Raw genomic sequence first — 13,891 nt, 5'->3', positions numbered from 1 at the left:
ATCCCGGACTTTCTAACCAGTCTCAGTTTTTACTACAGCGCGCACTGAGTGAAAGCACAAAGGAAGCTGAGTTATCATTCAGGTATTGCAACATATCTTCGGACCTCAGACCCCGGACTTTCTAACCAGTCTCATTTTTTACTACAGAGCGCACTGAGTGAAAGCACAAAGGAAGCTGAGTTATCATTCAGGTATTGCAACATATCTTCGGACCTCATACCTAGGACCCCTGACTTTAAATCATTACCCTTAAGCCAATTTCTCCCTGATTCGGTCGATATACTTCTGACGATAAAAATTATCCTTTATAGCAGGCAACAGCGCATCAGACTCCTCTGGATTACTGTCGAACTGCTTTGTGAGATCAAGTAATTCGTTAGTTAAATCCTTTTCTATCGCTTCAACATCGAGTTTTACCTGCGTGCTCTTTTCTACATCAGGCTCAAATTCCAAGTCCATTAAAGCTTCATTAATATCCATCATGTCCATTAAAAAAGATTGCGGCAATTGATAAGCTTCATCAGCTTCTACAATTCCTTTTAATTCCAATACATATTTTAAGCGTTTTTTAGCATTGCTCAACGTTTGGTAAGCCTTATTGTTCAATGTAGATAGATCCAATACTTCCTGCTGCTTCTCTGCGCTTTCATTGGCATAAAAATCGGGGTGAAACTGTTTGCTTAAAGCGTAAAACTTTGCTTTTACCGCATTTTGATCTGGATAAAATTGAACCGGTAATTCGTAAAAATCGAAATAGTTGGTATCTGATGCTGCTACACTCATGATGTATATTAAATTAAAAAGCCGCAGATGTACAGATCAACTAATCAGACCTGCGCATCTGCGGCAATAATATAAATTTGGTTTTACTTACCGAAAGATTTTAAAATATCATTACCAAAAGCAAACACCATTAAACAGATCAGGATCACAAAACCTACAATCTGTGCCTTTTCCAGTACTTTTTCGCTTACAGGTTTGCGTTGGATCATTTCAATTAAAAGAAATACAACATGGCCACCATCTAAACCAGGGATAGGCAATAAATTCATAAAAGCCAAAGCCATCGAGATCAATCCCGTCAATGTCCAGAATTTAACCCAGTCGAAAGTGCTGCCATATACTTTTGCAATACCAATCGGACTGCTGATGTTACGCGCACTTAATTTACCGGTAATCATTTTTCCAATACCTTTAGCATTATCTACAAAAGTACTCCAGGCCATGTTAGCGCCTACAGGAAACGATTCTATAAAGCCAAAATCTACATGTGCAGTTTCAGGCATTTTCAGGTTAGGAATAATTCCAATTGTACCGTCTTTACTTACTTTAAGATCGAACGTTACCTCTTTTCCCTTGCGTAATGCTTTAACAGTAATGGGTTTTAACTTATTTGTAGAAACCTCTTCCTTAAACTGATCGAAAAAAGTGATTGGTTTTCCATTAACTGATAAAATACTATCACCTGGTTTAATACCAGCTGAATAAGCCGGATATACTGGTTTCTCAAATTTTCTACCAAATAGATTATCAAAAAATGATGGTTTATCTGCTTTTTCATCGGGCGCACTTACCTTTTCCACACGCTCCATGATGTATCGTGGAGAGATAAAATTTTCCTTATCGTTTTTCGATATTTTATTTAGAATGGTATCGGGAACAGAAATATAAAGGGTTTTATTTTCTCTTAAAATAGTCAATTGCGCACCATCAAACAATACTTTGCTTGATATCGCATCTTCAAAACGGATCAGTTTATTGCCATTGATGGCCAAAATCTTGTCTCCGTTTTTCAGTCCTATTTCCTTACCAATTGTACCTACAGAAATACCATCGTTCAGTTTACTGTTAACGGTATAATTTTGCCCAATGTTGAAGGTTAACATCCAGAAGATGAAAATACCTACAATTACGTTTACGATAATCCCCCCGAGCATGACGATTAGACGTTGCCAGGCTGGTTTAGAACGGAATTCCCAAGGTTGCGCAGGCTGTGCCATTTGCTCGGTATCCATACTCTCATCAATCATCCCTGCAATTTTCACATAACCGCCAAGTGGCAACCATCCCACCCCATATTCAACATCACCTTTTTTGAAACTGAAAAGTTTGAAACCCCATGCATCAAAAAATAAATAAAACTTTTCTACTTTAATACCAAATGCTCTGGCTGCCAAGAAATGTCCTAATTCGTGTAATATTACCAATAAAGACAATCCGAGCAGCAGTTGCCCCGCCATAATCAATCCATTCATATTCGCTTATAAAATTTTTATGTTAGATGTTAAACTTTACTTTTTGTTACTAATCTGCCGGCTAAGATACGGCTATGTTTGTCAGTTTCTAAAAAATCGTTCAATTGTGGTTTTTCAACAAAACCGATTTCTTCCATACACTGTTCGATCACCTCGCTCATTTGCAGGAAACCAATTTTATCTTCCAAAAATGCCGCAACCACAATTTCATTTGCCGCATTTAAAATACAGGGCATATTCCCGCCCTTTCTTAAGGAAGTGAATGCCAGGTCTAGATTTCTGAATGTTGTCAGATCTGCCTTTTCAAAGCTGAAACTCGGATAATCTAAGAAGTTAAAACGCTTAAAATTGTTTTTTAGCCTATCGGGATAATTTAATGCGTACTGGATAGGCAATTTCATGTCAGGAACACCCATCTGTGCTTTCATAGAACCATCGGTAAACTGAACGATGGAGTGAATGATTGATTGAGGGTGGACAATTACATCAATCTGATCAACATCGAGGTTAAATAGCCATTTTGCCTCGATTACTTCCAAACCTTTATTCATTAACGATGCCGAATCGATCGTAATTTTTGCACCCATTACCCAGTTGGGATGTTTTAGAGCCTGTTCTTTTTTTACGTTTGAGAGGAAATCTTTTGTTTTACCTAAGAATGGTCCGCCGGAAGCCGTTAAATAAATTTTCTCGATCTCATTTTGCTCCTCGCCAACCAGACATTGAAATATGGCCGAGTGTTCAGAATCAACCGGTAAAATTTTAACCTGATGTTCAGCCGCCAGTTGCGTAATCAGTTCGCCTGCAACCACCAGGGTTTCTTTATTGGCTAAAGCAATGTTTTTCCCTGCTTTTATGGCTGCAATGGTTGGTTTTAATCCTACCGAACCCATTAATGCAGTAAGCACCACATCGCTATCCGGATAAGCTGCAACTTCAGCTAAAGCAGTTTCGCCAGCCAAAACTTTTATATCAAGGCCAAACAAAGCCTCTTTAACTTCGTTATATTTGCTTTCATCACAAATTACAACAATCGCAGGCTTAAATTCCTTCGCTTGCTGAATGAGTAATGCAGAATTCTTCAGTGCTGATAACACAGCTACTTTAAAAACTCCAGGATGATCCCTGACCACTTCAAGTGCTTGTGTACCTATGCTCCCTGTTGAACCTAATATGGTTATTCTTTTCAAATCTTTTTAATATCGTTTGCTTAATTAATTAAGCTTTATTTATCGCGCCATGGTTTGTGTCCTCACGAACCATTCTAGTTTCGTTTCGTGAGGACACGAACCGATGCGGTATTTATTTATTTTATTGAACTTCTATTTCTGTCATTCTGAACGCAGTGAAGAACCCGGAGGCTCTGCGAAGCAAATCTTTAATCAATAAAAGTCCTTTACTGCTGCCATGGTTCGTGTCCTCACGAACCACTATTCGCATTTCGTTTCGTGAGGACACGAATCGAGGCAGTTGAGATCTATCTAGATAGATTTCTCGACTGCGTTACACTTCGCCCGAAATGACTACTCGTTGTTAAACAATATATTTCTCCAACCCATCCACCAGTTTCCTATCATTACTCAATCGCGGCACTTTATTCTGTCCACCTAGTTTCCCTTCACTTTTCATATAATTTACAAAGGCATCTTTTTGCAAAGTACGTATAATCAACGGCTGCAAGATATTTCCTTCAATCAGGTCAAAGTAATAAATATTTTTCTTTTGCAAAGCCTCATCCACCTTTTTACTAAAATTGGTCAGATTTTTCGGTGGAGATGAAAACTCCACAAACCATTCGTGATAAGGCAGTTGACCTTCTTCGGGATTAACCTGTGGCGCTACGGTAAATTCTGTAATTTCTACCTGCTCATCATTGGCCACACTCAAAATGGCCTGTTCCACCTCTTCCCCTATTACATGCTCGCCAAAAGCAGAAATAAAATGTTTAATCCGCCCGGTAACTACGATTTTATATGGATTTTTTGAAACAAACTTAACGGTATCACCAATACTATAACCCCACAAACCGGCATTCGTATTTAAAATTAGGGCGTAGTTGGTATCCAGCTCAATCTCTGCAAGCGATAACCTTGTTGCCTGATCATTATAATATTCATCTGCTGGTACAAATTCGTAGAAAATACCTGCATCAGCCAATAACAATAAACCTTTATCTTTTTGCGAATCCTGATAAGCGATAAATCCCTCTGAGGCGGGATAGGTTTCGATGGCATCAACTTTTCTACCGATACTCTGCTCAATTTTTGCCCGGTAAGGCTCAAAATTCACTCCACCGTAAATAAAGAGACTAAAATTCCTGAATATTTCAGAAATTTTCTTTCCTCCCGATTTTTCTGAAAGCTTATCGAAATACATCTGTACCCAGGGTGGAATACCAGAAATCAGGGTCATGTTTTCATTGATGGTTTCCTCTACAATGGCATCTACCTTTTGTTCCCAATCTTCAATGATATTGGTTTCATAAGAAGGTAACCGGTTTTTTTGCAGATATGCAGGTACATGGTGCGCTACAATACCTGATAAACGGCCCACATTGATTCCATTTTTCACGCTCAACACCGGACTTCCTTGCAAAAAGATCATCTTTCCGTTTACAAAATCAGCCTTCCCGGTCTCATTGATATAGGTTAAAATGGCATTCCGGGCAGCTTTGATATGCTCAGGCATCGATTCTTTAGAAAGCGGAATATATTTTACACCTGACGTAGTACCTGATGTTTTGGCAAAATAAAGTGGCTTGCCTTTCCAAAGCACATCGGCTTCACCGGCTACCACCCGGTCTACATAGGTCTTTAATCCTTCATAATCCTGAACCGGGACATATTTTTTAAAATCAGCATAAGTTTTGATATCAACAAAATGATGATCTTTCCCAAACGCCGTATTTTCAGCCGCTTTAACGAGCCGCCTTAATATTTTATTTTGAGCATCAACGGCATTATATTTCCATTTGCTGATCTGCCAGACTGCAAATGCCGCAAAGGGTTTACTTAACGCTGCTTTTAATCCCATTTTTATTTACTTAATCTTAAAGTTGTCGTTTTTAATAATAATCTGATATGCTTCTTCACTTAATTTATCATTTTTAAATGAAAATTTAGCAAATGCTTCGATAAATCTATAGAAATTGGATTGGTAAGATTGAACATCTAAGCCTACCAGTGTCATCACATTTTGATTTTCGCCTTTAATCCCGGTATATATAAAATCAACTCTATCAAAATAAAAATGATAAAAAGCTACATTTTTAAAGTTCTCATTAAAATTGATTTCAACATTGACCTTTGAAATTTCTAATCCGTCTTGTTCTAAGAATCTGGTGACAACCCTATTAGGAGACTGCTTTGGACTATCTAAAAACAATACAATTAAGTTTGTTTTGTAACCGGCCTTTTTTGCTATCTCTATAAAAGTTTTGAATGAAGAATTATTAAAAACAGTTTCGAATACGATATTTTTACGTTCAATGATTGCCTGATCGAATACACTTTTAGTTCTATCTTTATAGACATCGGTCATAATTACCTCAAATCCTGCGAAATCATTCAACCTAGATCTTATGAAACTAGATTTTCCAGCTGCATTCGGACCGGTAATTACAAAAAATTCAGGTTGGGGCATATTTAAGAAATCCTTTCCTGAAAAGTATCTACGATTTTTATTGGATGCCCATCCTGATCGTATTTAACTTCGAAAAGCACTAAAAAAGTTTCTCCTGTAGGCATTTCCTTTCTCCAGTATTCACTGTCATTCGCCGCTTGATAATAATATGGATTACCAAGCTCAAATGCTTTTTGCCTACCTAAATCGGCAAAATTGTTTAGATTACTTAGTATTTTATCTATTAGCATATCTCTCAGTTTAAACTATATTATGTAAAATATCAGGATGCTGATCGCCTTTATATTCGCTTGAGATTTTGCGATATGCAACCGTTAAAGCCACACTAGAAAGTGGAACAATAATAAATGAACTTAAAATATTCACAATAAAGGCAATTAAAGGCCATTGCAAATAGTTTAATAATAGGTAAATTAGATATCCTCCACCTAAAACAACCAATAACAGTAATATCTTAGTGAAGTTTCCTTTGGTAGTGGCCAAACTCAATTTAATCGAATCAAATGGCGTAGCACCTTTATCGATAATAAAAAATGGAAAAAATGAAATCCTTAACCAGGTGATAAAAATGGCAATAATGCCCACAGAAATGGCGACATTTTTAACAATCGATAAATTAATTCCGGTGTAAATAAAAGGAAAAGCAACCAAAATTACGACCAGATAAACACCTAAAATACAACCTACAAAATAAAGGGTAGCAACCAGAAACCTGATAATCTGTTGTCTGGTTGGAAGTGTATCAACAATCTTGACATCATTTTCTTCATCGTCCATTAAATGGAAGATATACTTAAACAGCGAAAGATTTATGGTGAAATAAAGCAACACGAAAATAATCACCATGATCACGCTTAAAGCCTTGCTCACATCCTTAATAAAGAAGGCCATCAAACTTGATGCGCTAGCAGTGATAAACATCAGAAAACATAATGTAGCAATCGAGAAATAGTGTTTTCTGGTAATGCCCCATGCTTTTTGTATGACATCGTTAACGGCAAAAGTACTTTCTTTTAAATAATTGATCATTGTTATTTGAATACCACACGTTTAAATAAATCCTGTATAAATCCTAAACCATAAGCAGTTAATTGGATAAACGAAGATATAATGCTCAAAAATGCAACTTTTAACGATTTATTTACAGACCATGAATGAAAAAATATCAACATAAAGTAAATCAATAAGAAGAAGTTACAAACATATGCCAATGGAGGATAGATAAAGTTACATAAAATAGTGAAACCAAAACCCAAAGTAAACAAGGCAGGAAAAAAGTGGACAGGTTTTAATTCTTTAGGAAAGTGTTTATAAATATTGATTCTGGCCCTGCCAAAAAAGTGCAGTTGTTTATAAAACTGGCTGAAACTCGTTCTACGTTTATGGTAAACCTTTGCATCTGGAATTAGCCCGATTTTAAAACCATTTTCATGGATGCGGATGCTGTATTCAATATCTTCGCCCAAACGGGTTAAAATAAAGCCACCAACCTTTTCCCAGGCCTGGCGTGAAACGCCCATGTTAAAGCTGCGCGGATGGAACTGCCCCACATGTTGTTTGTTTCCACGGATGCCGCCGGTGGTGAAAGGTGAAGTCATGGCATAGCTGATTGCTTTTTGCACAGGCGTAAAACTATCATGTGCCGCATCTGGACCACCATAAGCATCTAAATGGTGCTCATACAGATAGTTTTTAACAATCTCTAAGTAATTAGCCGGAACGAGAATGTCTGAATCAAAGATAACGAAATAATCACCTTTGGCCCTTTCAAAACCAAAGTTACGGGCGAAACCTTGTCCGGCATTTTCCTTGAAATAATATTTAACATCCAGTTTATCTGCATAAGAAGCCACAATTGCCTTTGCATCGTTTTTCGAACCATCTTCAATCACCAACACTTCAAACTGTAAATAAGTCTGTTTGGTTAAGGTGTTTAACAGTTCGTCAATTTCCTGTGGACGATTGTAAAGGGGAATAATGATGGAGAAAAACATGCTTTGGAGGTTGAAGGTTGAGGGTTTAACGGTTTAGGGTTTAGGGCGTATAATAAAACCTTACGCCTTAGATCTTTCGCCTTATACCTTCTTTTCTATCAAATATTGATTTCTTTCTGGCGCATTGCGGGTTACCAATTCGGCGACAAAACCTGTTAAGAACATTTGAGAGCCTACTATAATAGCAACCAATGCAATATAAAATAACGGTTGGTCAGTAATTTCTCTCTTGTAAGGAACGTGAGCAGCAAGGTGATAGAGTTTTTCACCGATCATCCATAGCGCCATAAAAGTACCAATAAGAAAACTTAAAACACCCAGCGAGCCAAAAAAGTGCATCGGGCGTTTACCAAATTTACCCACAAAGAAAATCGAGAGTAAATCTAAAAAGCCATTGATAAACCTGCTGAAACCAAATTTGGTTGTGCCATATTTACGTGCACGGTGCTCAACCACCTGCTCGGCTATTTTGCTAAATCCGGCCCATTTGGCAATTACCGGGATGTAGCGGTGCATTTCGCCATATACCTCTATGGTTTTAATTACATCGCTCCGGTAAGCCTTTAAACCACAGTTAAAATCGTTCAGTTCGATACCACTCATTTTACGTGTAGCAGCGTTGAAGAGTTTAGTCGGTATGGTTTTGGTAATCGGATCGTAACGTTTTTTCTTCCAGCCCGAAATGAGGTCTAACTTTTCTTCTTTAATGCGGCGGTATAATTCCGGAATTTCATCAGGGCTATCCTGAAGATCGGCATCCATGGTAATGACCACATTGCCCTGCGTAGCCTCGAAACCCACGTTCAAAGCTGCTGATTTGCCGTAGTTACGCCTAAATTTGATGCCTTTTATAGCAGAGTTTTGAAGCCTTAATTCTTCAATTACCGCCCAGGATCTATCGGTGCTACCATCATCAACCAAAATAATCTCATAGCTGAAATTATTTTCGTTCATCACTTTATCAATCCAGGCCGTTAATTCCGGCAGGGATTCATCTTCATTAAATAAGGGTACTACAACTGATATATCCATTTAGTGATTTGAGACTTGAGATTTGAGATTTGAGATTTTCCCAACCAAATCCTTTACAAAATTAAAACGTGCAAATTTCATCAAATTAAATGATAAAACCTGCACGTTAAAAATTTTACAGAAGAAATTAGTCTTCTTTTGGAAACGAGTTTAATGTAACTGGTGATTTTCTTTTTAAAATAGCAGCCAGTATTAGCGAAAGTACGCCATACAACGCAAGTGAAACACCAAAACTGGTAAATATATTTTTAAAAGTCGGCTCAAGTTTTTCCTGCATATTACCTGCTTTAGCCATCGCTTCATCAATTTGTTCGCTGGCCATTCCAAATTTCTCCATCATTGCTCTTTGTGCAGTTTCAATAGCATCTGCAGCCTTCGCCGGAAGATCAGGATCAATAAATTTCATTAATACTACGTTGTAAAGTGTAGCCGTTAATGCCAAAATTAATGAAACGATTAAAAAAGCTTTGAAAGCTTCACCAAATGTCCAAAAACCACCAATTTCTTTACGAATGTTAATTCCTACTACAACCAACAAGGCAATAAACAAAACAAATATTAATATTTGCGCCACAAAACTGGTGTAAATTAATACGGGATCGATAAAATGTAAGGTTAAAGATAAAATGATTGAAACCGCAGCCAGCATCAATCCATTTTTCAAAGCAAGTTTGGTAATAAGAGCACTCTTGTCCATTTTTTTTGTTTTTTTAGTTATTGATTGTTGTGATCAATGTATAAGATGCAGCATCGAAAGCTTTGTTACGGCTAAACTGAATTAATTCTTTTTCAGTTTCCTTACTACCTTCTACATCCAGGAAGAAAGCCATAAAAGGCACAAACAATTCCTGCATTTCTTCGCTGATATTTAATTTTTCAGCCGCTTTACAAATCTCTTCCACACTACTTTCGGCCAGTTGCTGGTTGCTGATCAGTTCTTCGTAAATTTCAAATTCATCCTGAAACTCATCGTCTTCTACCAACAAAAATTCTTTTAAGAAATCGCCCAGTTCAGGATCTAAATCTTCATCCTTGCACTCTTTAATATAAAGCAAAAGATTTAAAAGTTCGGTTCCCCTATCGATAGTTTCTTCTTCAATATTTGCCCATTCATCGCTCTCCAGATAGTCATCTTCCAGTTTCTGTACATCGCTACTGAAGAAATTCACCATCAGTAAATCGAAAAATACTTCGCGTAACTCTTCAAATTTCGGATGAGAATCGAAAACCGCATCAAAAGCAGTAGCCTTATCTAAAAAGTTAACATCAAGCTCAAAAGCAGCCAGTAATTCTGTTTCAAAACCTTCCACATTGATGGCAGAAACCTCAGCATATTTATTAATTGAAGCGCTTAGCGCTTGTTTTACTCTATTATCCATGATTAAGATTTTTAAGATTATGGGATTTTAAGATCATTAAATCAATCCGTCATGCTGATCCGATAGCTATCGGATTTATTTCAGCATCTATATACAATAGCAGTTAAGCTCTTTTCAGTTAACTTTCCGAATACTGATTATTATTACAAACCAATTTTACCTTACCGGTAAGTTTCGTACCCAATAACGGATTATTTGCCGATTTAGAATAGTTGCTGGCTGAATTATACAACCATTTTTCGCTTGTATTTACTACCGTGAAATTAGCCTCTGCCCCCTCTTCGATTACCGGAACGGTTAAATTTAACAATTTACGTGGATTAATGGATAATTTCTCTGCAATTAAGGCAATATCCAATCCGGCTTTTAACAACAATGGCAATACGGTTTGCAAAGCAATAATGCCATAATGGGCAATTTCGAACTCTACATTTTTAAATTCTATCTCCTCTGGACGGTGCTGAGAAGTAATGGCATCAATAGTTCCATCTTTTAAACCGGCAATTAATGCTTTTACATCTGCTTTTCCACGCAATGGCGGTTTAACCTTATAATTGCTGTCAAAATCGCTTAAAAGTTCTTCTGTAAACACCAGGTGATGCGCGGTTACATCGCATGAAACCTGTACACCATCTTTCTTTGCCTTACGGATTAAAGCCACAGCACCTGCAGTTGAAATATTGCTGATGTGGATTTTGGTTTCGTTATAGGAAGCCAGGAAAATATCGCGTGCGATGTGCATTTCTTCGGCTAATGCCGGCAAACCTTTCATCCCCAGAAGCACTGAATTTTTACTTTCGTTAATCTGCGATTTACCTGCGATTGATTTATTTTCGGGATAAACCATTAACAAGGCATCAAATACTTTAGCATATTGTAAGGCCCTGCTCATAAAACCATCGTCCTGCAAGGCTTTATCGCCATCAGAAAAGGCCACGGCACCTGCTTGCTGCATATCGAAAAGTTCAGCCAGTTCTTTTGCCTCCCGGTTCTGACTAATGGCTCCAACCGGAAAAACATCAACCAGATTGTTTTTGGCTTTGTTTACGATATATTCTACCTGAGATTTCGACTGCACCACCGGACTGGTTTGCGGTAATAAGGCCAAACCTGTAAAACCGCCGGCTTTTGCGGTTTGAGTTAACGTTTCTATATCTTCCTTCGTCTCAAAACCCGGATCGCCTGCTACACAGTTTAAATCGAAAAACCCAGGTGTTAAAAAAGCATCCTGACCATCAAAAACGGTTTCATCTTTATTGGCAGTTAATTTACCTATGTTTTTAATTTTACCATTTTCTACCCTGACATCGCATTGTTGACTGTTAAATTTACTTTGCGGATCGGCAATGGTCACATTTTTAACCAGGAGATTCATATTGTTTTTTTTGTGTTGTTAAAAAATCGGATGAGCAAAATTTCTGCTGCAATAAAAATCAGCGACAAAATTAGACAAAGTTTCCATAAAGTTTGTCCGATTTTATGGCTACCGGCAATTAATTTAACGGCGTCTTTATCGGTATCAAATATTTTCAGATTACTTTTACCAGCTAATTGTTCCAATTCTGATTTGCTTAAGTAATGTAAATCAGATTCGGTACGTCCATTGTTAAAGCTATAAACCGCAAGCAGCGAATCTGCAAGTTTTAAATTGTAAAAGCCAGCATTTTTAATCTGATCGGCAATATAGATCAATGTTTTGCCATCTGCCTGACGTATTTCAGGGATCGCTTCAAAATAATCAGCTGTAATTTTTAAACTCTGGTTTTTACCTATAGCGATTTTTTTACTGGCTAATGTATTATCGTTGCCAATATGATAATATAGCGGTACTTCATTTCCCGCACTTAGGGCTAAACGATAAACTAAAGGAACAAAAACCGGGTGACGTGCCAGATTTCCATCATTAGCATTCAAGCCAGTGGCTGATAAATAAACCTGACCGTTTCCTACCCCATATTTAGAGAAAAAAGCCTTTCTGCCCGGCAACAACATGATATCTTCTTTGTTCGATGTATTTTTCTCCACAAAAGAATAATAACGAGAAACAGTTGGGAGATCCAGATTTTTGGGAATGTCTTCAAAAACAGTTTTGAAAATCGGGTTTTGCAGGTCAATATGGTCAACCTTATTTGGAGTAGTATTTAAACCTTGGATAGTAGGAAGCGATAATCCGCTCAAAAATGAATTATAAGTCTGAATATCGGCATCTAAATCGGGAAAAAGCACTACTGTACCACCTGCGTTTAGATAGGTCTTTAGCTGTTGTGCCAATCCGCTTGAAGGATTTTTTAATCCATTCAATACAATTAAGCCATAATTACTAAAATTATTGTAGTTGACGTTGCTTTCGGCATTTTCAGCTAATTGATAGTATGCGTCGGCCGCAAATAAGGCTTTAATGTAATGACCAGCATTTGGTCCGTTAATACTTAAAACCGGGAAATTTTTATCTACTTTAAAACTGAACGAAAGGGTATCATCAAAGGTTACCGGAAAATCCTTAATGCTCACCAAACCTTTTTGCCATCCGGCATTAAGTCCTGAGAAATTTAAGGTATCTTTCACTGTTTTACCTGCAGGAATGGACACGGAACCCAATCCTTTTTGCTGGTTATTAATGCTTAGTTTTAAGGGAATATTTATAGCTTCTTCTTCTGAATAATTTTTTAGCTGTACCACTAAACGTTCATTCGCACCAGGCTGATGATTTGGTGACAGTGTCCAAACGCTGTCTACCGCAACATTCGGTAAGGTATTGGCATTCAATTTCAAAAATGAATATTGAATATCGGCTTTGGTTTCGAGTTTTTTGGTGGAGGAAATATTTTTTTGAAAATCGGAGATGAGGAAGCTGTATTTATTTTCGCCCCCAGATAAAACATTTCCCTGCCTGTTTAAGATCTGTTGGAGATTTCGGTTTGCTGCTGAGATTTTTACATCATCCAGTGCCTTTAAAAATCCTTCTTCATTTAATAAACGTTGTTGTTTCCCTTCAAAATCGTTCGTCAACAGCTGAAAACGGTCGGTCATCCCGAAACCTCTAACCAGTTCCTTTGCCTTACGTTTGGCCTCGTCTAACAGACTGCCATCTTTATTAACGGCCTCCATACTGTAAGAGTTATCAATATAAATACTGACGATATTATTTAAAGCCGTAGTTTTTTGGTTGTGTGCAGGAATGTATGGCTGAGCAAATGCCAGCGCCAAAAAAATGATCGCCAAAATCCGCGATGCAAGAATAAGCAGGTTTTTAAGTTTTTCTTTTGAAGAATTTTGCTGTTCTACTTCCTTTAGGAGCTGAACGTTAGAGAAATAAACCTTTTTAAATTTTCTGAAATTGAATAAATGAATGATAACCGGAATGGCAACCGATATTAGTGCAAAAAGAAAGCCCGGATAAAGGAAATTCATTAAAAACCAAAGATAGAAAAATTATGGAATTGGGTATAATATTCTGCATTTATTATCAAGTTGTATCATCTCGACTGGAACACCGCGAAATGCCTGCCCGTACAGGCGGGGATAGATCTAATGAGATAGATTTCTCGACTGCGTTGCACTCCGCTCGAAATGACGTCACTTACGAGCG

The 13,891-nt window shown here is 37.4% G+C and carries 13 protein-coding genes; all 13 read right to left on the bottom strand.

What is annotated here, in order from left to right; all coding sequences use genetic code 11:
* Positions 1 to 249: 249 nt before the first annotated feature.
* Positions 250 to 783: an iron-sulfur cluster co-chaperone HscB C-terminal domain-containing protein gene (locus tag BLR60_RS10735; RefSeq protein ID WP_090499599.1), complete on the bottom strand. Its 534-nt coding sequence runs from the start codon at positions 781 to 783 to the stop codon at positions 250 to 252.
* Between the two features lie 83 nt (positions 784 to 866).
* A complete protein-coding gene (gene rseP / locus BLR60_RS10730) occupies positions 867 to 2,255 on the bottom strand; it encodes an RIP metalloprotease RseP (protein WP_090499597.1) in 1,389 nt (462 codons plus the stop codon).
* 29 nt (positions 2,256 to 2,284) lie between these two features.
* The gene (locus BLR60_RS10725) at positions 2,285 to 3,445 is read right to left on the bottom strand and encodes a 1-deoxy-D-xylulose-5-phosphate reductoisomerase (protein ID WP_090499595.1); all 1,161 of its coding nucleotides are present in this window, start codon (positions 3,443 to 3,445) and stop codon (positions 2,285 to 2,287) included.
* Between the two features lie 343 nt (positions 3,446 to 3,788).
* Positions 3,789 to 5,288: a GH3 auxin-responsive promoter family protein gene (locus BLR60_RS10720; protein WP_090499593.1), complete on the bottom strand. Its 1,500-nt coding sequence runs from the start codon at positions 5,286 to 5,288 to the stop codon at positions 3,789 to 3,791.
* A 6-nt stretch (positions 5,289 to 5,294) separates the two neighbouring features.
* Complete coding sequence (locus BLR60_RS10715; protein WP_090499591.1) at positions 5,295 to 5,897, bottom strand: zeta toxin family protein; 603 nt, start codon at positions 5,895 to 5,897, stop codon at positions 5,295 to 5,297.
* A 2-nt stretch (positions 5,898 to 5,899) separates the two neighbouring features.
* Entirely contained in the window at positions 5,900 to 6,127 is a 228-nt protein-coding gene (locus tag BLR60_RS10710) for a hypothetical protein (protein WP_090499589.1), read from the bottom strand.
* 10 nt (positions 6,128 to 6,137) lie between these two features.
* A complete protein-coding gene (locus BLR60_RS10705; protein WP_090499587.1) occupies positions 6,138 to 6,926 on the bottom strand; it encodes a hypothetical protein in 789 nt (262 codons plus the stop codon).
* A 2-nt stretch (positions 6,927 to 6,928) separates the two neighbouring features.
* The gene (locus BLR60_RS10700) at positions 6,929 to 7,891 is read right to left on the bottom strand and encodes a glycosyltransferase family 2 protein (RefSeq protein WP_090499585.1); all 963 of its coding nucleotides are present in this window, start codon (positions 7,889 to 7,891) and stop codon (positions 6,929 to 6,931) included.
* A gap of 81 nt (positions 7,892 to 7,972) precedes the next feature.
* Positions 7,973 to 8,923 carry a glycosyltransferase family 2 protein gene (locus BLR60_RS10695; protein WP_090499582.1) on the bottom strand — a complete coding sequence of 317 codons (951 nt, stop codon included), beginning with the start codon at positions 8,921 to 8,923 and terminating at the stop codon, positions 7,973 to 7,975.
* A 127-nt stretch (positions 8,924 to 9,050) separates the two neighbouring features.
* Positions 9,051 to 9,620, bottom strand: coding sequence for a DUF4199 domain-containing protein (locus BLR60_RS10690; RefSeq protein WP_090499580.1), 570 nt, complete (start codon positions 9,618 to 9,620; stop codon positions 9,051 to 9,053).
* A 13-nt stretch (positions 9,621 to 9,633) separates the two neighbouring features.
* A complete protein-coding gene (locus BLR60_RS10685; RefSeq protein WP_090499578.1) occupies positions 9,634 to 10,302 on the bottom strand; it encodes a hypothetical protein in 669 nt (222 codons plus the stop codon).
* A 118-nt stretch (positions 10,303 to 10,420) separates the two neighbouring features.
* On the bottom strand, positions 10,421 to 11,677 hold the full coding sequence (locus BLR60_RS10680; RefSeq protein WP_090499576.1) for a dihydroorotase: 1,257 nt from the start codon (positions 11,675 to 11,677) through the stop codon (positions 10,421 to 10,423).
* Positions 11,674 to 13,713, bottom strand: a complete 2,040-nt coding sequence (locus BLR60_RS10675; RefSeq protein WP_090499574.1) for a BatA domain-containing protein — start codon at positions 13,711 to 13,713, stop codon at positions 11,674 to 11,676. The genes BLR60_RS10680 and BLR60_RS10675 overlap by 4 nt, the downstream gene beginning before the upstream one ends.
* Between the last annotated feature and the right edge of the window lie 178 nt (positions 13,714 to 13,891).

It is taken from the genome of Pedobacter terrae (assembly GCF_900100705.1).
Lineage (GTDB): Bacteria > Bacteroidota > Bacteroidia > Sphingobacteriales > Sphingobacteriaceae > Pedobacter > Pedobacter terrae.
The sequence above is the reverse complement of the archived record's forward strand: the minus strand, read 5'-3'. Positions and strand labels throughout refer to the sequence as shown.

Coding starts and splice junctions, on each gene's coding strand:
- BLR60_RS10735 (WP_090499599.1), bottom strand. CDS start 783: ATGAGTGTAGCAGCATCAGATACCAACTATTTCGATTTTTACGAATTA.
- rseP (WP_090499597.1), bottom strand. CDS start 2,255: ATGAATGGATTGATTATGGCGGGGCAACTGCTGCTCGGATTGTCTTTA.
- BLR60_RS10720 (WP_090499593.1), bottom strand. CDS start 5,288: ATGGGATTAAAAGCAGCGTTAAGTAAACCCTTTGCGGCATTTGCAGTC.
- BLR60_RS10715 (WP_090499591.1), bottom strand. CDS start 5,897: ATGCCCCAACCTGAATTTTTTGTAATTACCGGTCCGAATGCAGCTGGA.
- BLR60_RS10710 (WP_090499589.1), bottom strand. CDS start 6,127: ATGCTAATAGATAAAATACTAAGTAATCTAAACAATTTTGCCGATTTA.
- BLR60_RS10705 (WP_090499587.1), bottom strand. CDS start 6,926: ATGATCAATTATTTAAAAGAAAGTACTTTTGCCGTTAACGATGTCATA.
- BLR60_RS10700 (WP_090499585.1), bottom strand. CDS start 7,891: ATGTTTTTCTCCATCATTATTCCCCTTTACAATCGTCCACAGGAAATT.
- BLR60_RS10695 (WP_090499582.1), bottom strand. CDS start 8,923: ATGGATATATCAGTTGTAGTACCCTTATTTAATGAAGATGAATCCCTG.
- BLR60_RS10690 (WP_090499580.1), bottom strand. CDS start 9,620: ATGGACAAGAGTGCTCTTATTACCAAACTTGCTTTGAAAAATGGATTG.
- BLR60_RS10685 (WP_090499578.1), bottom strand. CDS start 10,302: ATGGATAATAGAGTAAAACAAGCGCTAAGCGCTTCAATTAATAAATAT.
- BLR60_RS10680 (WP_090499576.1), bottom strand. CDS start 11,677: ATGAATCTCCTGGTTAAAAATGTGACCATTGCCGATCCGCAAAGTAAA.
- BLR60_RS10675 (WP_090499574.1), bottom strand. CDS start 13,713: ATGAATTTCCTTTATCCGGGCTTTCTTTTTGCACTAATATCGGTTGCC.